The following is an 18,513-nucleotide window of genomic DNA, read 5'->3' as shown; positions in this document are numbered from 1 at the left end:
CACCATACTACCATAGATTTTAAGAATTAACAATTACTAAGAAATTGAAATATGAAAATGATAAAGCAAGATAAGGACTGCTTTTTGAAAAATTGTGATTAAGAGTAATAAATTTTAATTTTCTTACGAGATTTATAATAAAGTAGTTGGATTCACAGACTTTTTACAAATAAATGGTAAGATGTATTTAAACTTATATCAAAAAGAGGGTTGTGTATGAAAGGTAATAAAAAAGTTGTTTCAGGTGCAATGGCATTTATTTTCTTAATGGGAATAGTCAGTTTGTTTTCGGATATGACACACGAAGGTGCAAGAAGTATATTGGGAGAATTTTTAAATTTAACAGGTGCGTCTGCAACCACTATAGGTTTTGTATCTGGGATAGGAGAGCTACTAGGTTATTCTCTTAGGATAGTTTCGGGATTTATTGCTGATAAGACAAAAAAGTATTGGACGATAATTATAGTTGGATATTCGTTGCAAGTTTTAGCTATACCGGCTCTTGCATTTGTGCCGGAACAAGGATGGATAATAGCTTGTGTATTAATAGCGCTTGAACGAATAGGAAAGGCAATTAAAAAGCCGGCTAAGAATACTTTGGTAAGTTTTGCTGCAAGTGAAATTGGAGTTGGAAAGGGATTTGCATATCAAGAATTTTTAGATCAATTGGGTGCTTTTATAGGGCCTGTGATTTTATTTTTAATAAATATTATAAAGGGAACAGATGATTTGATATCAACTTATAGATTGTGTTTTATAGTTTTGGGAATTCCGGCTGTTATAACTATAAGTTTGGTTCTATTGGCAAAATTAAAATACCCTAATCCGGAAATATTTGAAAAGGAAGTTGAGCAACATAAGGAGTTTAGCTTTCAAAAGTCATTTGTATTATATATGGTTGCAATTTGTCTATTTGCATTTGGATTTGCCGATTTCACAATTATAACATTTCATGTTGCAAGGGTAAATGTGTTTGATATTTCAAATTTGAGTTTGCTGTATGCATTGGCAATGGCAGTGGATGCAATTGCAGCTCTGTTTTTTGGTTGGCTATTTGACAAAGTTGGTCTCAAGGCTCTTATGTTATCAACTTTTTTGAGTGCGTTTTTCTCTGCATTTATATTTTTGACAGAAAGCAAGTCTATGATAATAACAGGTATTGTTCTATGGGGAATTGGAATGGGAACTCAAGAAAGTATTATGAAAGCAGAGGTCAGCAAGATAATTCCAAGATCTTCAAGGAGTATGGGTTTTGGGATTTTTGAAACGGGATTTGGAGTGGCTTGGTTTTTGGGAAGTTGGTTACTGGGATACCTCTACGATGTAAATATAACTTACTTGGTAGTGGTTTCAATAGTAGCTCAAATATTGGTGATAGTTTCTTATGGGATATGTATATTTGTGAGAAGAGAAGATTATTGAAGTAAGTGAACTGTAAATAAATTATTTCTTAGACAAATTGTTATAAAAAATAAACCTAAAACTAAAAATATTCATAGAAAAAGATACTATAATATATAGTGGAGGGCGAAAGATGTTTGTTAATGATAAGATAAAAAAGAATTTAAAAAATTTACTAATACTCACTATATTTATTTTTTCTATAATCACGTTAAAAAATGAAGTTGGTCACATTCAAAGGTCAGATATTAAAAATATAATAGACAATATAGGCGTAGACAATTTAGTTATAATGATTTTATTGGGTGTGTTCTTGTTTAGTTTTAGTATTGTATATGATATTTTTATGGCTCGAAAGTTGGATATGAAATTGAGTTTGAAAAATATCATAAATATAGGCTGGATATGTCAGTCTTTTAATTATACAGTTGGAATGGCAGGGATAGCCGGATTCTCTATCAGAAAATCACTGTATGCACAAGAGGGGCAAGATTCTAAGAAAGCTGACAAAGTTTCTATAGCGGTAATAATATATTCGGCTTCGGGACTGTTTGTGTTGAGTTTGCTTTCTATAATAAACTTTAAAGAGATAGGAACCAACTACAAAGCACTTTTTATTTTGGTAGATATTTTGTTTTTAATGGTATATCTCTTTATAGATAAGTTGCAGCGTTTTTTTAAACGAGAACTTGTAAGCTTTGAATTTTTAGATTTTAAAACTAAATTACCGCTTATTCTAATATCAGCTGTAGAATGGATTTTTGCATCACTTTATTTTTCAATACTGTTCAAACTGCTAGGACGTGATTTGTCCATAGTTGACTTGGCTCTTATATACTCCGTTTCTACAATGGCGGGAATAATATCAATGATACCTGGTGGATTTGGTTCTTTTGAAGGAACTGTTTTAATGCTTGGAAGATTGTATGGTGTAAGTACGGATGTGTTTTTTCCTGTGCTTATAATTTTCAGATTGGGATATTATATAGTGCCTTGGCTGATAGGAATAGTATTATTTGGATTGACGGAATATAAATTCAAAACAGAAAATAAAAACTATGCACTATATCTAAAAATGACTCGTAATTTACTTGGAACGTTGACTTTAATTTCAGGGATTATGATGATGCTAAGTGCTCATCTGCCAGTTTGGTTAGAATTTTTAAGGTATAGTTTTGCCGGTGTGTTGATAGAGAGAAATGTACCTATAATTTCACTTTACATAGGTTTGGTGTTAGCTGTTATTTCAAAGACTATATTCACAGGAATAAAAAAGGGCTACTATATAGTCATCATTATTATGGCTGCAACGAGCATATATTACTTTATCGAGGGATATAGTATATTGATGTCCACATTACTACTGTTAATAGCAATGTCTCTCGTGTTAAACAAGAAGGCATTTGAAAATAAGTTTATAAAATTTAAAGTGGAAAATTTAAAAAATGCTCTATTTATAACAGTTTTTGGAATGGTAGTATACGGAGTGATTTACAACATCTTCCATAAAATTAATTTCTTTACTTCAAAAGGTAAGTATTCTTTAAGTTTTATTATGGAAAATTGGTATTGGATACTATGTTTTCTATTTATTACTACAATCAGTTCTCTAATTGTAATCTATATTAGCAGAGATAATAGCAATATGTTTGAATTGACCGAAGAACAGATGGAATTGTATGAGGATTTAAAAAAGGAGTATCCTAATACCATGTATTCACAAATTTTCTATTCAGGAGATAAATATCTATTCTTTAATCAAGAAAAGAATGTGGCAATAATTTACACACCTTATGGAAACAATTTATTTGCACTCGGTGATCCGATTGGAGATTCAGAGTATTTTGTTCATGCCATAGATGAGTTTGTAGCTTGGGGAACTTCAATTGATATGCTAGTGAGCTTTTATGAAGTTAGTAATAAATATTTAGATTCATATATTGCCAATGGATTTAGACTTTTAAAGTTGGGCGAAGAGGCAAAGGTTGATCTCAGTGAACTTACAACAGAGGGTAAGAAGGGAAGAAATAATAGAAGCACATTAAATAAGATGGCAACTGAACAATGCACATTTGAGGTTTTGGAACCGCCGCTTTCAAATGAGACATTCCAAAGATTAAAACAAGTGTCAGATGAGTGGCTAAACGGGCGAAAGGAAATGGGCTTTTCTATTGGAGTCTTCGACGAGGAGTATCTGAATAGAAATAAAGTTTTTGTTATAAAAGACAAAAATGGAGATATAGTCGCTTTTTCAAACCTTATTGAAGTTTTAAACACTAGTGGCATCGCCATAGATTTAATGCGCCACAAAAGAGATAGCATAAATGGAATTATGGATATTTTATTTGTAAGTATAATGATTTGGGCTAAACAAGAGGGTTATGAGTATTTTAATATAGGTATTTCACCACTTTCTAATTTGGGAGAGAAACCATATTCTGATGGATATGAAAAGTTGTTAAATTTGGCGTATAAATTTGGAAATAAAATATATAGTTTTAAAGGACTTCGTTCATATAAAGAAAAATTTAGACCTAATTGGTCGAATGTGTACTTGGCGTATAAGGACAATAAGGTGATAACAAAAGTGTTGATCGACTTATTTAAACTTTGTCATGTGCCAAGAGATTGATGTTTATTAGGAGAAAATATGAGTTCAAAATTGGCATCTATGACTAACAAGAGCAGCAGAGCTGACTTCGAAGAAATTTGTGCAGTGTTAGAAAAAGAGTTAGGAGAGGAAATGCTATATAAAATTGTAAAAAATTTTGACGACTCAACTGTCACAATGGCTACTTTTGAAAAATTTTACTTTAGAACCAGTAGCTATGCAAATTTAACCATATTGTTTACTGAAAGAAAAGATATGTAAGAGGTGGATATAATAGGATCTCCCGGGTGAGAGGGCGTTTTTAATATTAGTTGGGGTGCTAACTCAAATTTTGCCTTAAAATCAGCAGACATATTTGCAAAGTATGGATTTAATTTTGTAGAAGAAAATTAAAGTTTTAAGTCGAGGTTGACCTGTCCTCTGGGGACAATGCTATTCTCTTGTTAAGGGGTGGTAGTATGCTTAGAAATGAAGTTGAAAAGATAACAAACTTACCAGAAAGGCTATAGAATATTACGAGAAAAAGGGTTTGATAAATCCAAGTAAGATTGAAAATGGATATAGAGATTATTCAGAGAGTGATGTAGAGAAACTGCAAAAGATAGCTGTCTATAGAAAATTGGGACTTAGTATTTCTGAAATAAAAAGTTTAGACAGTGGTCATTCAATTGGTTCATTAGCTATAGAAAAAGAAATGAAGCTGAGAAAGCAAAATAAGAAAAACGAACTCTTAAATAAATTGGCGAGTGGAGTTAAGATTGAAGAAATAGAAGATGAGATAGCTATTTTAGAGATAACAGATTCTATTTATGACAAACTTGAGCGAGCATTTCCAGGTTATTTAGGTCAGGTGTTTTTTAGTGCGTATAAACCATTTTTAGAAGAGTCTTTAAATGAAGAGAATACAAAATATTTTGAAGAATATATCTCATTTATGGATAGCTTGCCAACACTTGATTTATCAGAACAAGAGATAGAGTATATCGAGAAAGTATCAAGTGAAATAACAGTATATATGTTAGACGAAGTCAATCGAAATAAAGTAGAAGCTATAAACAATGTGGAAAGTTGGCTGTCGGATAAACAAAGTAAAATCGAAGAGTATGAAGCGTATAAGGCAAGTGATGAGTATAAAAATAGCTATTTAAAATCCATTGATGATAAATTAAAAAGATATATGCAAGACAACAACTATTATACAGTGGCTGTTGATCTACTCAGAAAGATTAGTCCAAGTTATAATGAATATTATAAAAATTTACTTATAGCCGATGAAAAATATTTAGACTTGAAAAATAATGCTAAAATTTAAACTATAAATTTGAGAGTGAGAAAAAGCATATATTCATCTAAAAATAGCAAAAAATCGTGTAATAATCTTTACAAAGTAACGGCTTTGTGATAATATACATGAGTAAATTTAACACGAAGGTCATTGACCAGCAAGGGCTCTCAAGAGGCCCTTTTTTATAGGAGGTGTTTTTATGGCTGATAGAGTGGTTTTAGAGTGTACACAATGTAAACAAAGAAATTATGTCACTTATAAGAACAAGAAGAATACTACTGAAAGGTTAGAACTAAAGAAGTATTGTAAGTTCTGTAAGGAGCATACAACTCATAAGGAGACTAAGTAACTTTAATAGGAGGACGAAATGGCAACTAGCAAGGAATCTGTTCAAAAAGTAGAAGACAAGAGCCTAGGAAAATATTTCAGAGGCGTGAAATCAGAATTCAAAAAAGTTGTTTGGCCTACAAAGAAAGAAATAGTTAACTTATCTATGATTGTAATAACAGCAGTTATAGCTTTTTCTATTCTTCTTACAATATACGATAAGATTGTTATGTTCTTATTAAACCTAATCATAGGATAGGTGATATTTTGGATCAAGAAATATGCGAACCAAAAACTAACGGGGAAGAACAATCATATCAGAAAGAAGATAAGGCAAAATGGTATGTAATTCATACTTACTCAGGGCACGAAAATAAGGTAAAAGACAATATGGAAGCAATGGTCCAAAATAGAAATATGCAGGACTATATCTTAGACATCCAAGTTCCACTTGAAGAATATGTAGAAAGTAAAGATGGACATAGAAAAGTCAAAGAGAGAAAAATGTTCCCTTCATATGTCTTGGTGAAGATGATTATGAATGATGAATCTTGGTACCTTGTTAGAAACACTAGGGGAGTAACAGGGTTTGTAGGTCCCGGATCTAAACCTGTCCCTCTTTTAGATGAAGAAGTACGAGTTCTTGGAGTAACTGATGACAAAGAGTTATATGGGAACTATGAAGTTGGAGAAGAAGTCAAAGTGATTGATGGACCTTTCAATGATTTTATGGGGAAGATAGACTCTTTAAATTATGAAAAAGGTAAAGTTAAAGTTTCTATATCAATGTTTGGTCGAGATACTTTAGTCGAATTGGGCTTCAATCAAATTATTAAGAAGTAGAATAAGAATTCTATGAAGTGGGAGGGTAATCCCGATTTACCACAAGGAGGAAATAAAATGGCAAAGAAAGTAATCGCACTTGTAAAATTACAAATTCCTGCCGGGAAGGCAACACCGGCACCACCAGTAGGTACTGCATTAGGACCTCACGGTGTAAATATTATGCAGTTTACAAAAGAATTTAACGCAAAAACTGCTGATCAAGCTGGTCTTATAATTCCGGTAGTTTTAACAGTATATCAAGATAGATCTTTTACATTCGTAACAAAGACTCCACCAGCTGCAGTTTTAATTAAAAAAGCAATTAATTTAAACTCAGGAAGTGGAGAACCTAACAAGAAAAAAGTAGGCAAGATAACTAAGGCTCAAATTAAAGAAATAGCTGAAACTAAATTACCTGACTTAAACGCAGCAAGTGTTGAAGCAGCTATGAGCATGATAGCTGGTACAGCAAGAAGTATGGGTGTAGAAGTAATAGATTAGTGGGAGGAGTATTCCGTTAATACCACAAGGAGGGAATTAATGCCAAAAAGAGGTAAAAAATATTTAGAAAGTGCTAAACTTGTAGATAGAACTAAACTTTATGATGTAGCTGAAGCTATGGAACTTGTAACAAAGACTCCAACTACAAAATTTGACTCAACTGTTGAACTTGCAGTAAGACTTGGTGTAGACCCTAGACATGCAGACCAACAAGTTAGAGGTACTACAGTACTTCCTCACGGAACAGGTAAAAGTGTTAGAGTACTTGTACTTGCAAAGGGAGATAAAGTAAAAGAAGCTGAAGCTGCTGGTGCAGACTATGCAGGTGGAGAAGAACTTGTTGAAAAAATTCAACAAGAAAACTGGTTTGAATTTGATGTAATGATAGCAACACCTGATATGATGGGTGTAGTTGGTAAAATAGGTAGAGTTTTAGGACCTAAAGGTCTTATGCCAAACCCTAAGTCAGGAACAGTTACATTTGATGTACAAAAAGCTGTAGAAGAAACTAAAGCTGGTAAGGTTGAATATAGAGTAGACAAAGCTGCTATAATCAACGTTGCTATTGGTAAAGTTTCTTTCGGAACAGAAAAACTTACTGACAACTTCAACTCTATTATGCAAGCTATAATCAAAGCTAAACCAGCTGCTGCAAAGGGAAGATACTTAAAATCAGTAACTCTTGCAACTACAATGGGTCCTGGAATCAAAGTAAACGGACAAAAATTAGCTGAATAAAAACATCTTAAGAAGCGGAATTCCGCTTCTTTTTTTAAGGCTCTATGTCAAACATTGGGGAGGCTCATAAAATCGAGCCTCTCATTATATGTAAAAATCAACACATAGCAGCTAAAATAAGTCCAAAACTAAAATAAAACAAAAACCACTAAAAATAAGCATAGCAAACAAAACTCCTAGGAGTTTTCAGAAAATTTAATACCCTTTTACCAACTATTTACACGAAAACATAATTCGTTTTCTAAATAAATCAAAATTCCTCATACCAAAACAATTTCTCTTTAAAGTCTTTATCTTAGTATGCGTACCCTCAAGAGGACCATTAGACCAAGGATAATCAAAAGAATTACATATCTCATCAAACCAATTATTAAAAGCAGTAATACAAGAACTAAATTCCTTTAAACCGGACTCCTTAGCCCTTCTTATCCACTCACTCAAACATATACTAGCCATCTTTTTATTAGGCTGAGTAAGAACATATTGGTAGAACAACTCCTTTAATTGATAAGCTAACCTTAAATCCTCACTTAACCCAAGCATTAAAGAAACCTCACTAGCCTGCATAGAACTAAGCATAGAAGAAGGCTTTGTAACTAAACTCTTACTTCTCTTAAAAACACCCTAAGCTTAGAAGAAACATCCCTTTGAATCCTCTTTCTAACATTCTCCAAAGCCCAAGAAACCTGTCTTATGAAATGATACCTATCAATAATATGAATCGAACTTCTAAAGAACCTATCCCTAACAGATTTAAAAAAATTAGACATATCACTTACAAAAAACTTAACACTCATCCTCTCTATATTAGAAATCCTTTTAAAATACTCAAACAAACAATCCTTACTCCTAGAAAGTAAAATATCAATAACACTATGAGTATCACCATTAAGAAGAGAAGTCTGATACTTGTTATTGCCACTATCACCCTTAAACTCATCAATACACAAAACCTCAGAAAACTTACCCCTAGGAACACTTAAACAATTTAAAATACGAAGAACAGTATTAGAAGAAACATTATACCTATTAGCAATAGAAGAAATAGAATAAACCACATCAAACTCATGAACAATAGCAAAAACAAGCCTCTTAGTCATAGTATGAACATTAGCGATAAAATCAAGATTCCTTTCAAAACGACACCCACAAGACTTACAATCATACCTAGTTTTCCTTAAATGAATTAAAGACTTCTTACCACGAATATGAGTATCTTTAATCCTTTGAGTCCTATGACCATGAACCCAAATCCTTTTAGAACCACAATGAGGACAGACAGACATCTTAGAAACAGAAACATGAAAATGGACAAATTCATTATCCTCATTAAAACTATCAAAAACTACATCTTTAAAACCAAACAAATTCATGATATTATTATTTTACACTTATATGTACCTCCAATCTTTGGTGTTACTAATTAAAGTTTAGGACTAAATGCATATAAGTGCAATTTTTTTACAAAAATATCTGTTAGAGATTTACTCCCCAACAGATATTTTAGAACCTAAAATTCATGTTATTTATGATACACTGAACAAGATGCAATTAGTTAAAGTAATAGGAGGAAATATGAAAAAGTTTTCAAAGTATTTTATTGTTTTTTTTATGGTTTTACTTTTAACGGCATGTGCTTCTAAGAAAGAAGTAAATACAAGTAAAGAAGAAACTCAAAATGAAATTTTAAGTTTAAGTTTTGATGATTATTTAAAAGATGCTAATGGAACTGATGTTACATTCTATGGATGGGGTGGTTCAGACCAAACAAATAATTGGATTGACCATTATTTAGCAGATAAGTTAAAGAAAGAATACAATATAAACCTAAAAAGAACTGGAATGAACATAGATGAGATATTAAACAATCTTCAAAATAGTGTTCAAGCCAAAGAAGAAAAAGGTAATATTGATGTAATTTGGATTAATGGAGAAAATTTCTATACAGCCATGGAAGGTAACTTACTATTTGGACCATTTGTAAACAAATTGCCGAATTTTGAAAAATATATAGACACAGAATCAGATGATATAAAATTTGATTTTGGATATGAAACTAATGGATATGAAGCACCTTACGGAAAGGCACAATTAGTTATGATATACAACTCAGATAAATTAAGTCCGATAACTAGTGCAGATGAATTTATGGAAGCTGCAAAGGCAAACCCTGGAAAGTTGACATATCCTGCACCTCCGGATTTTACTGGATCAGCTTTTGTCAGAAATCTTGTGTATGAAAAAGTTGGATATGATAATTTAAAAAATATAGAACCAAATAATAAAGAAGAGATAAGAAAAGCTATGAAGCCTGCCCTAGATTATTTAAAAGAATTAAAACCATATCTATGGCAAGAAGGAAAGACTTATCCGGCTGATTCAACTCAGTTAGACAATATGTTTGCAGATGGTACTGTTTATTTTAATGTAAGTTATAATACAAACTTTGCTTCAAACATGGTAGAAAAAGGTGTATTCGCAAATACAACAAGAACTTCTGTATTTGATAAAGGTACAATAGGTAATACTCATTTCCTAGCGATTGCAAAAAATGCGCCAAATAAAGAAGGGGCAATGGTAGTTATAAATGAGATTTTAAACTTTGAACCTCAAATGGAAAAATACAAACCAGAAGTTTGGGGAGATTTGCCTGTAATAGATAATTCAAAACTTTCTGATGAAGAAAAGAAAGCTATAGGAGAAGTAAAGCAAGGTGTTGCGACTCTTCTACAAGATGAATTGCTTTCAAAGAGACAACCAGAACTTCCAGCAGCTATGGTGCCTGTAATTGAAGAGATATGGGCAGAAGAAATACCTAACTAAATAGGATAAGACGATGAATAAAAAATTAAAACCATATTTGGAAGTAGTGCCAATTGTGATTGTTTTATTATTCATTTTGATAATGGGAATAATCGGAGCTTTAGTACAAAGTTTCGGATATTTTCCTATTATTGGGCTAAAAGAATTTACACCGAGATATTATATTCAAATTTTTCAATCAAAGACATTTTTTAAAAGTTTAAATTATACATTGTACACGACATTTATTTCATCTTTTGTATCAATAGTTTTAGGTGTATTAATAGCAAGAAGTTTGTTAAAGAGCAATGGCAAGATGGAAAGTTTTTATAAGATACCAATCATTATTCCGCATATTATTGTGGTTTTATTTGCCGTGACATTTTTGTCAGATACCGGAGTTTTTGCAAGGGTGTTATATTTTTTAGGAATACAAAATGCACAGGAGATGTTTTCAAAAATCTTATTTAATAAAAATGGAATTGGAGTCATATTGTCATACATTTGGAAAGAGACTCCTTATGTTGCTCTGACAGTGTTGGCAGTTTTAAAGAGAGTGAAGATGAGATATGAAGATGTTGCAATTAACTTAGGTGCAAGTAGAATATATGCCTTTTGGCATGTTACATTACCTATGTTAATGCCGACAATAATATCAACATTTACAATAATATTTTCATTTTCATTTGGAGCTTATGAGATACCAATGTTACTTGGGGCAACTCAACCTAGAGCATTGTCTGTACAATCATTTATAGAATATCAAAACCCTAATTTAGAAAATAGACCTTATGCAATGGCAATGAATATTGTCATGATTTTATTTTGTGTAGGTTTTGTAGCTATATTCAATTGGATTTTGAAGAAGGTAGTGGAGAGATAGAATATGAAAAAATTTAATTTTATTTCTAAAGCATTTCTTGTATTGACTATTTTTGCAATATTAATTCCACTCTGCACTTTAATTATTTGGTCTTTTACAAATAACTATCTATGGCCCGATATTTTACCTAAAAATTATGGATTTAGAGGTTGGGAGTATGTTTTTCAAAATTCAAATAGAGTTTTAACTTCTTTAAAAAACAGCTTGTATATATCATTTTTCACAACGCTAATAACTTTGATAATTTCAGTGCCATGTGCAAAAGCATTGGCATTTGAAAAATTTAAAGGCAAAACTTTTGTGGAGTTACTAGTGCTTTCTCCATTGGTTATTCCACCAGTATCTCTTGGAATGGGACTTAATATACAGTTTATTAAGTTTGGTCTTGCAAGAACTTTCACAGGTGTTGTATTGGTTAGTATAGTGCCTTGTATTCCGTATGCTGTTAGGTTATTAAAGGAAATTTTTATAATAGTTGGGAATGGATATGCAGAACAGGCAATGGTTTTGGGAGCGAGCAAGACCTATACATTTAGAAAAGTAGTTATGCCTTTGTTGTTGCCAGGGATAATATCAGCTGGAATGATGTGTTATATAATTTCATTTAGCCAATATTTTTTAGTGTATTTAATAGGAGGAGGTAAGATAATAACTTTTACAATGGAGATGTTTCCATTTATACAATCAGGGGATAGGATGATGGGCGCTGTGTATAGTGTTATATTTATAATGAGTACAATGGTTTCACTAATATTAATGGAATATATATTGAGAAAATTTTATAAAGGGGGGATAGAAGATTATTATGTCTAAAGAAAATTTAGTCAAATTAGAATTGGTTGGAATACAAAAATCATATGGTAAAAAGATAGTTATAAATAATTTGGGATTAAAAGTTTATGATGGAGAGAGAATAAGTTTGTTGGGTCCATCAGGTTGTGGCAAGAGTACTTTATTAAATACAATAGTTGGGTTGATAGACTTTGAGGGAATTATATTTTTAGATGGAATTGATATTACTAATAAAGCGGCGAATAAGAGAAATATAGTTATGGTAAGTCAAGAAAATCATCTATTCCCACATATGAATGTCTATGAAAACATAGCTTTTCCAATGAGAGTTAGAAAGCTTGAAAATAGCGAGATTCAAAATAGAGTTAGAGAATTATTAAATGATATAAATTTAAATGGCTATGAAACTAAAAAAGTAAATCAGTTGTCGGGTGGTGAAAAGCAACGAATTGCACTTGCAAGGGCATTGGCGGCCACCCCTGAAGTGTTGCTCTTAGATGAAGCTTACTCAAGTTTAGACACAAATATGAGGTTTAAAATGAGAGAGCTAACAGTTGAATTGCAGAAAAAACACAATATAACTACAATTTTAGTTACACATGACAAAGAAGAGGCGATGATGTTTAGTGATAGAATAGGAGTTATGTTAAATGGAGAAATTGAACAGTTAGATTTTCCTAAAAAAATTTATGAATCTCCTAAATCTCTGGATGTTGCTAAATTTTTAATTAGTGAAAATTTTATAACTACAGATCAAGCAATGGCAAATGGACTAATTGAGGAAGAATTAGATACGAATAAAGTTGTATTAATTAAACCTGAAGATATTTGTATAAAAACTGATTTGAAAAATGGTATAGTAGCAAAAATATTAGACAAAAAATATTCTATGGCGAAAATAAAATATGAATTATTAATAAACGGTATGGAACTTATAGTAGATGATTATAGAAAAAATGATTTGGAAATTGGTTCGGAAGTTGGCATGGAGATTAAAAATTATATAGTTTTTTAGGATGTGTGTAATGAAGAAAGTTATTTTTGATTGTGATAACACAATGGGAATAAAAAATCGAGATATAGATGATGGATTGGCACTTTTGTATTTGATAAATAATTTGGATGTTGAATTAAAAGGTGTAACTTGCACTTACGGAAATGATAGATTGGATAAAGTTTTTACTCAAACAGTTAAATTGATAGATGATTTAAGTTTAGAAATCCCGGTTTTTAAAGGCAATGGTAATTATGATATGATAGATTATGTCAAGTGTGAATTTAAAACTGAAGAAACTAAGAATTATCTAGATAATGACGCAGCAAAATTTATTGTAGAAATGGTAAATAGATATCCAAATGAAATATCTATATTGGCAACGGGTTCTCTACAGAATTTATATGATGCTTGGCAAATTGATAAATCTATTGTGGAAAAAATAAAAGAAGTTGTAGTAATGGGCGGAATAACTGAGCCATTATATTTTAATAATAAGGTTATGAATGAACTTAATTTTTCTGTATGTAGTAGGGCTGCTGAGTGCGTTATAAATGAATTTAAAAATTTATCTATCTTAACGGGAAATAGTTGTATGGAGATTGAGTTTACTCAGAGTGATTTAAAAGAGATTGAAAACATTGGTGAGTTTAAAAATAAATTTGTATTTGAAAAATTATGTGTTTGGATGGATGAATTTAAAGAGATGTATGGATATGATTCAATAGTGTTGTGGGATGTTATAGCAGCTATATATTTAACTGATTCAGATTTGTTTAAAGATAATACAACCTATATTAATTCGACTTTAGAAGATTTAAATACAGGTAAGTTGGTATTAGTAGATAATAGCTTGGGAATAAAGATAAATATTCCAAGTGCAAAAAATTCATCGCAAGTAAATAAAAAGCTTATAGAAGTTGTGTTTAAATAAAAATGTAGTATATCCGAGAGCGATTTCGGACACACTACATTTTTTAGTTTATCTACTTTCTAAAAGTAAATTCTCCATTGTCAATGCTTTCGATTATGGCAAGAGATAGTAAGTCATATCCTTCTTCTCTTATGATTTTTCCGCCTTCTTGGAATCCCTTTTCTACAGCTACAGAAACTCCTTCAACTTTAGCTCCACTTTGTTCAGCAATGGATATCAATCCATTAAGTGCATTACCTTCAGCTAAGAAGTCATCTATTAAAAGTAATTTATCGCCTTCATTTAAAAACTTTTTAGATACTGTAACAGTATATTCTTTATCAGTTGTGAAAGATTGAACCTTTGATTCGTAAACATCGCCACCGATATTTTTTGTCTTTTGTTTTTTAGCAAAAACAACTGGCAAATAGCCGAATTTTTCTGAAACTACAGTAGCTAAAGCTATACCTGAAGCTTCAATTGTCAAAATTTTGTTAATTCCTCTGTCTTTAAAGTGGTTGTAAACTTCTTCACTCAACTCGGATAAAAACTTTATATCAAGTTGGTGGTTTAAAAAAGAATCCACCTTTATGATATTTTCGCCAAGTATGTATCCATCTTTTTCAATTCTGTCTTCTAATAGTTTCATTGAATCCTCCTAAAGTTATATTATTACAGAAAATTTACTATTTTAAAAGAGGTTTAATAACATTTATAATATTTCTGTTATAATAATTTATAGGAGGTAGGTATGTTTAAGGATTTAGTCAATAAGAGAAGAACTATTAGAAAATATATAGATGAACCTTTAAAAGCTGAAGAGATAGAGTGTTTAGTGGCGGCGGGACTAAAAGCGCCAACTGCAAAAAATTTAGATACAGTTGAATTGATAGTTGTAGAAAATAAAGATACATTGTCTGATTTATCTGATTTTAGAGAAACTGCTGCGGGGCATTTAAAAGGAGCAAGCTGTGGGATAGCAGTTATATCCAATACAGAAATATCTCCTGAACACAACAGACAAGACGCTTGCATTGCGGCAACTTTTATATTGTTACAAGCTGAAGATTTGGATATAGGAGCTTGTTGGGTGAATGTATATAACAAATTTGACAAAACAGGCAAACCTGCTGATGAGAGAATAAGAGAGATACTACACATTCCTAAAAAATATAATGTAGAGTGTGTGATAGCATTGGGATATAAGGCTGAAGAGCCTAAGAATAAAAAGGAAAAGAATTTTAAAGAAGATGTGCACTACGAAAAATATTAAATTAGATAATTTAGAAATTATGGAAAAGTTTGGAGAAAACTTAGGCAGTTTACTTCAAGCAGGAGATGTAATTTGTTTGAATGGAGAACTTGGAGCTGGAAAGACCACTCTTACAAAGAGCATAGCTAAGGGTATGGGGATAGAAGACTACGTGACATCTCCGACATTTAGCATAATCAATGAATACTATGGAAAATTGAACTTGTACCATTTTGATACATACCGTCTTGAAAATGTTGAAGAGGTTTCTTACCTTGGATTTGATGAGTATTTTTATGGAGATGGAGTTTGTGTAATAGAATGGGCAGATAGGATAGCGGCCTTTTTGCCTGAAGAATATTTAGAAATCAATATTGCTGAGGATAGAAATGCTGAGTTAATAGCTCATGGAGAGAGATTTAAAAATTTATTGGAGAATATATAATGTTGACACTTGGTATAGATACATCTACTATGACGGCAACTGTTGGTCTTTCAGATGGTCAAAAGGAAATAGTATCTTATGAAATTACAGAAGGAGTATTTAATTCTGAAGAACTTACAGATATGATTGATGATATGTTTTCTCACGTTAAATACACAATTAAAGATATTGAGCTATTTGCAGTTGGAGTTGGACCCGGCTCTTTTACCGGAACAAGAATTGCTGTGACAATGGCGCGAACTTTTGCTCAAATTTTAAAAAAACCAGTTATAGGAGTTTCTTCGCTAAGAGCTATGAGTATGATAGACTCTAAAGAAGATGTCTTAGTTTTGGTTGATGCAAAGAGAAAGCGAGCATATTATGGTCTTTATTCTAACAATGGCGAAGAAGTAATCATAGAAGATGGAATCAAGGATATAGATGAAATTCTTGCAAATATGGAAAAGCCTTTTAAAGTTACGGGAACAGGTACAAAGGTATTTGAAGAAAAATTGAACGAAGATGATATAGTGACTCGAAATATAAGAGGAGTCAACATAGCTAAACTTGGAGAAATGCTTTACTTAGAAAGAGGCGCAGATAATTTAGAAGAAGTGCTTCCAAATTATTTAGCAGTTTCTCAAGCAGAGGCGCAATTTAATGAAAGAAATGGACATTAAAATAAGACGAGCTGAATTCTCAGATTTAGATGGGATTCACAAAGTTGAAGAAGAATCATTTACCGACCCATGGTCTAAGAGTTTGATTAAGATTGCGTTGACAGATTCTTTGACAGAAGTTTGGGTTGTAGAAATAGATAAAATAGTTGGATTTATGATATGTTCAAAATTATTTGAAGCCAGTCTAGATAATATAGCTATATTAAGAGATTATAGAGGGCATGGACTTGGAGTCAAATTATTAGAAAAGCTTATAGACTTTGCAGAAGAAAAGGACATAACCTTAGAAGTTGAACACGACAACGAAGTGGCAAAGAGAATATATCAAAAGTTAGGTTTTAAAATAGAGGGTATGAGGGAGAATTACTATGGTAAGGGACGACATGCCTATATAATGTGGAGAAGAAGATAATTGGAGGAAAATAATGAACGTATTGGGGATTGAAAGTTCATGTGATGAAACATCAGTTGCCGTTGTGAAAGATGGCAGAGAGGTTTATTCAAACATAATTTCATCTCAAATATCAACTCACCAAAAGTTTGGAGGAGTTGTACCGGAAGTTGCCTCAAGAAAACACGTTGAGGCATTTAATGGAGTGCTTGAAACAGCAATGAAAGAAAGTGGACTTGAGTTTTCGGATATAGATTTAGTAGTTGGAACGAGAGGCCCGGGACTTGTAGGAGCTCTATTGGTTGGTCTTTCGGGAGCAAAAGCAGTTGCATATTCTTTAGGCGTGCCATTTGTCGGAGTAAACCATATATTTGGACACGTATGTGCAAATTATATAGCTCATAAAGATTTAAAACCGCCATTTATTGGGCTTATAGTCTCAGGTGGGCACACTTATCTTGTAAAAGTAAAGGACTATGTAGATTTTGAATTATTTGGAAGAACTCGTGACGATGCAGCCGGAGAGGCTTTTGACAAAGTTGCAAGAAAGATGGGGATAGGATACCCAGGCGGGCCTATAATAGACAAACTTGCAAAAGAAGGAAAGGATGTATTAAATTTTCCAAGAGTAATGCTTGAAGAAGATAGCTATGATTTTTCATTTAGTGGACTCAAGACAGCAGTTATAAACTACTTACACCAATGTGAACAAAAAAACGAAGAATATAAAGTTGAAGATGTTGCAGCGTCATTCCAAACAGCCGTAATAGATGTGCTGGTGGAAAAATCTTTTAAACTAGCTATAGAAGAAAATATGGATAAAATAGTTTTAGCTGGTGGTGTTGCAGCTAACTCAGGGCTTCGAAATGCACTAGAAAAACGAGGTGAAGAAGAAGGAATAAAAATATATTATCCGGACCTTAAACTCTGCACAGATAACGCAGCCATGATAGCATCAGCCGGATATTTCACATACCTTTCAGGTAATTACGATAAAAAAGCATATGCGACACCTAATTTGGGGTTGACATAAGGGAGTTAGATAGCTCTCTTTTTTTATAACTTGAATCGTGGAATCAAGCACAATGTCATTGATCAGTAAACGCAGTACTTGTTTGTCATAAAATAGTATCAGCTTCCCAATGTCCAACACACCCTCTGGACTAGATTAACTGTATAAGTTACTTATTATAAGTTTATCCCTTCTTTCTCCATGATTATTTGTATGACGATTTTTGTATTTGTTCCTAAACATTAAATGTAACATTTCTATTTTTACTGTTTTATTATGTTCAATAGATTTCTATTTTTGTGTGTGGTGATTCAATTTTTTTAACATTAATAATAGAAATTTAGTTAAAATTATGATATAATTATAAAAAGTAAATGTTTGACAATGAGGCAAAAATAGATGATAATCGCAACAAACAAACAAACAAACAAACAAACAAACAAACAAACAAACAAACAAACAAACAAACAAACAAACAAACAAACAAACAAACAAACAAACAAACAAACAAACAAACAGGAATATACTGTCATATAATATATTAAAGTTTTATAATTATAAGTTATTACTAAAGACTCAAGTATTTTAAAATACTTGGGTCTTTTTATATATAATGATAAGTTAATTAAAGACTTAAATTAAAGAATAAGAGAATGAAATGAAAAATATTTAATTTATTTTT

The 18,513-nt window shown here is 31.8% G+C and carries 20 protein-coding genes and 1 pseudogene; 19 read left to right on the top strand and 2 right to left on the bottom strand.

The genetic code is table 11. The annotated features are described in order from the left end of the window. Positions 1-216: 216 nt before the first annotated feature. From DYE58_RS04630 to rplA, 9 genes are all read left to right on the top strand, one after another. A complete protein-coding gene (locus tag DYE58_RS04630) occupies positions 217-1,422 on the top strand; it encodes an MFS transporter (RefSeq protein ID WP_004820417.1) in 1,206 nt (401 codons plus the stop codon). A gap of 112 nt (positions 1,423-1,534) precedes the next feature. Then, positions 1,535-4,033 (top strand): bifunctional lysylphosphatidylglycerol flippase/synthetase MprF, encoded by a 2,499-nt coding sequence (gene mprF / locus DYE58_RS04625; RefSeq protein WP_004820418.1) that lies wholly within the window; start codon positions 1,535-1,537, stop codon positions 4,031-4,033. 18 nt (positions 4,034-4,051) lie between these two features. Then, positions 4,052-4,273: a hypothetical protein gene (locus tag DYE58_RS04620; RefSeq protein WP_004820420.1), complete on the top strand. Its 222-nt coding sequence runs from the start codon at positions 4,052-4,054 to the stop codon at positions 4,271-4,273. Positions 4,274-4,541: 268 nt separating this feature from the next. Beyond that, entirely contained in the window at positions 4,542-5,324 is a 783-nt protein-coding gene (locus DYE58_RS04615) for a MerR family transcriptional regulator (protein WP_004820422.1), read from the top strand. Positions 5,325-5,496: 172 nt separating this feature from the next. Then, complete coding sequence (gene rpmG, locus DYE58_RS04610) at positions 5,497-5,646, top strand: 50S ribosomal protein L33 (RefSeq protein WP_004820424.1); 150 nt, start codon at positions 5,497-5,499, stop codon at positions 5,644-5,646. Positions 5,647-5,664: 18 nt separating this feature from the next. After that, complete coding sequence (gene secE, locus DYE58_RS04605) at positions 5,665-5,883, top strand: preprotein translocase subunit SecE (RefSeq protein ID WP_004820425.1); 219 nt, start codon at positions 5,665-5,667, stop codon at positions 5,881-5,883. Positions 5,884-5,903: 20 nt separating this feature from the next. After that, positions 5,904-6,467, top strand: coding sequence for a transcription termination/antitermination protein NusG (gene nusG, locus DYE58_RS04600; RefSeq protein WP_040552489.1), 564 nt, complete (start codon positions 5,904-5,906; stop codon positions 6,465-6,467). 57 nt (positions 6,468-6,524) lie between these two features. After that, positions 6,525-6,950, top strand: a complete 426-nt coding sequence (gene rplK / locus DYE58_RS04595; protein WP_040552271.1) for a 50S ribosomal protein L11 — start codon at positions 6,525-6,527, stop codon at positions 6,948-6,950. 39 nt (positions 6,951-6,989) lie between these two features. Then, a complete protein-coding gene (rplA, locus tag DYE58_RS04590; RefSeq protein ID WP_004820431.1) occupies positions 6,990-7,688 on the top strand; it encodes a 50S ribosomal protein L1 in 699 nt (232 codons plus the stop codon). Between the two features lie 213 nt (positions 7,689-7,901). On the opposite strand, the pseudogene DYE58_RS11670 reads toward rplA, so the two are convergent. Further along, positions 7,902-8,974 (bottom strand): annotated as a pseudogene (locus tag DYE58_RS11670) (ISL3 family transposase). Positions 8,975-9,263: 289 nt separating this feature from the next. On the opposite strand from DYE58_RS11670, the gene DYE58_RS04575 reads away from it, so the two are divergent. From DYE58_RS04575 to DYE58_RS04555, 5 genes are read left to right on the top strand one after another with little or no spacing between them, the layout of a single operon-like run. Further along, positions 9,264-10,511, top strand: coding sequence for an ABC transporter substrate-binding protein (locus DYE58_RS04575; protein ID WP_040552273.1), 1,248 nt, complete (start codon positions 9,264-9,266; stop codon positions 10,509-10,511). A 13-nt stretch (positions 10,512-10,524) separates the two neighbouring features. Then, positions 10,525-11,373 carry an ABC transporter permease gene (locus DYE58_RS04570; protein ID WP_004820436.1) on the top strand — a complete coding sequence of 283 codons (849 nt, stop codon included), beginning with the start codon at positions 10,525-10,527 and terminating at the stop codon, positions 11,371-11,373. 3 nt (positions 11,374-11,376) lie between these two features. Continuing rightward, complete coding sequence (locus tag DYE58_RS04565; RefSeq protein ID WP_004820438.1) at positions 11,377-12,186, top strand: ABC transporter permease; 810 nt, start codon at positions 11,377-11,379, stop codon at positions 12,184-12,186. Continuing rightward, positions 12,179-13,180, top strand: a complete 1,002-nt coding sequence (locus DYE58_RS04560) for an ABC transporter ATP-binding protein (protein WP_004820439.1) — start codon at positions 12,179-12,181, stop codon at positions 13,178-13,180. Before DYE58_RS04565 ends, DYE58_RS04560 begins: the two co-directional genes overlap by 8 nt. Positions 13,181-13,190: 10 nt before the next feature. Beyond that, positions 13,191-14,093 carry a nucleoside hydrolase gene (locus tag DYE58_RS04555; RefSeq protein WP_040552496.1) on the top strand — a complete coding sequence of 301 codons (903 nt, stop codon included), beginning with the start codon at positions 13,191-13,193 and terminating at the stop codon, positions 14,091-14,093. 52 nt (positions 14,094-14,145) lie between these two features. Here the strand turns inward: DYE58_RS04555 and DYE58_RS04550 are convergent, their stop codons facing one another. Next, a complete protein-coding gene (locus DYE58_RS04550; RefSeq protein WP_004820445.1) occupies positions 14,146-14,721 on the bottom strand; it encodes a xanthine phosphoribosyltransferase in 576 nt (191 codons plus the stop codon). A gap of 102 nt (positions 14,722-14,823) precedes the next feature. Between DYE58_RS04550 and DYE58_RS04545 the strand changes: the two genes are divergently transcribed. The 5 genes from DYE58_RS04545 to tsaD are packed head-to-tail and all read left to right on the top strand — an operon-like array spanning position 14,824 to position 17,852. After that, on the top strand, positions 14,824-15,345 hold the full coding sequence (locus DYE58_RS04545; protein WP_004820447.1) for a nitroreductase family protein: 522 nt from the start codon (positions 14,824-14,826) through the stop codon (positions 15,343-15,345). Next, a complete protein-coding gene (tsaE, locus tag DYE58_RS04540; RefSeq protein ID WP_004820448.1) occupies positions 15,323-15,769 on the top strand; it encodes a tRNA (adenosine(37)-N6)-threonylcarbamoyltransferase complex ATPase subunit type 1 TsaE in 447 nt (148 codons plus the stop codon). Before DYE58_RS04545 ends, tsaE begins: the two co-directional genes overlap by 23 nt. Next, entirely contained in the window at positions 15,769-16,428 is a 660-nt protein-coding gene (tsaB, locus tag DYE58_RS04535) for a tRNA (adenosine(37)-N6)-threonylcarbamoyltransferase complex dimerization subunit type 1 TsaB (RefSeq protein ID WP_004820451.1), read from the top strand. Before tsaE ends, tsaB begins: the two co-directional genes overlap by 1 nt. Beyond that, entirely contained in the window at positions 16,409-16,840 is a 432-nt protein-coding gene (gene rimI, locus DYE58_RS04530; RefSeq protein WP_004820452.1) for a ribosomal protein S18-alanine N-acetyltransferase, read from the top strand. The genes tsaB and rimI overlap by 20 nt, the downstream gene beginning before the upstream one ends. A 13-nt stretch (positions 16,841-16,853) precedes the next feature. Further along, positions 16,854-17,852 carry a tRNA (adenosine(37)-N6)-threonylcarbamoyltransferase complex transferase subunit TsaD gene (tsaD, locus tag DYE58_RS04525; protein WP_004820454.1) on the top strand — a complete coding sequence of 333 codons (999 nt, stop codon included), beginning with the start codon at positions 16,854-16,856 and terminating at the stop codon, positions 17,850-17,852. Positions 17,853-18,513: the final 661 nt, after the last annotated feature.

The sequence above is a fragment of the Peptoniphilus indolicus genome (assembly GCF_900454665.1).
Taxonomy (GTDB): domain Bacteria; phylum Bacillota; class Clostridia; order Tissierellales; family Peptoniphilaceae; genus Peptoniphilus; species Peptoniphilus indolicus.
Note: the sequence above shows the minus strand (reverse complement) of the source record. Positions and strands in the feature narration are given on the sequence as shown.

Coding starts and splice junctions, on each gene's coding strand:
- DYE58_RS04630 (WP_004820417.1), top strand. CDS start 217: ATGAAAGGTAATAAAAAAGTTGTTTCAGGTGCAATGGCATTTATTTTC.
- mprF (WP_004820418.1), top strand. CDS start 1,535: ATGTTTGTTAATGATAAGATAAAAAAGAATTTAAAAAATTTACTAATA.
- DYE58_RS04620 (WP_004820420.1), top strand. CDS start 4,052: ATGAGTTCAAAATTGGCATCTATGACTAACAAGAGCAGCAGAGCTGAC.
- rpmG (WP_004820424.1), top strand. CDS start 5,497: ATGGCTGATAGAGTGGTTTTAGAGTGTACACAATGTAAACAAAGAAAT.
- secE (WP_004820425.1), top strand. CDS start 5,665: ATGGCAACTAGCAAGGAATCTGTTCAAAAAGTAGAAGACAAGAGCCTA.
- rplK (WP_040552271.1), top strand. CDS start 6,525: ATGGCAAAGAAAGTAATCGCACTTGTAAAATTACAAATTCCTGCCGGG.
- rplA (WP_004820431.1), top strand. CDS start 6,990: ATGCCAAAAAGAGGTAAAAAATATTTAGAAAGTGCTAAACTTGTAGAT.
- DYE58_RS04575 (WP_040552273.1), top strand. CDS start 9,264: ATGAAAAAGTTTTCAAAGTATTTTATTGTTTTTTTTATGGTTTTACTT.
- DYE58_RS04570 (WP_004820436.1), top strand. CDS start 10,525: ATGAATAAAAAATTAAAACCATATTTGGAAGTAGTGCCAATTGTGATT.
- DYE58_RS04565 (WP_004820438.1), top strand. CDS start 11,377: ATGAAAAAATTTAATTTTATTTCTAAAGCATTTCTTGTATTGACTATT.
- DYE58_RS04560 (WP_004820439.1), top strand. CDS start 12,179: ATGTCTAAAGAAAATTTAGTCAAATTAGAATTGGTTGGAATACAAAAA.
- DYE58_RS04555 (WP_040552496.1), top strand. CDS start 13,191: ATGAAGAAAGTTATTTTTGATTGTGATAACACAATGGGAATAAAAAAT.
- DYE58_RS04550 (WP_004820445.1), bottom strand. CDS start 14,721: ATGAAACTATTAGAAGACAGAATTGAAAAAGATGGATACATACTTGGC.
- DYE58_RS04545 (WP_004820447.1), top strand. CDS start 14,824: ATGTTTAAGGATTTAGTCAATAAGAGAAGAACTATTAGAAAATATATA.
- tsaE (WP_004820448.1), top strand. CDS start 15,323: ATGTGCACTACGAAAAATATTAAATTAGATAATTTAGAAATTATGGAA.
- tsaB (WP_004820451.1), top strand. CDS start 15,769: ATGTTGACACTTGGTATAGATACATCTACTATGACGGCAACTGTTGGT.
- rimI (WP_004820452.1), top strand. CDS start 16,409: ATGAAAGAAATGGACATTAAAATAAGACGAGCTGAATTCTCAGATTTA.
- tsaD (WP_004820454.1), top strand. CDS start 16,854: ATGAACGTATTGGGGATTGAAAGTTCATGTGATGAAACATCAGTTGCC.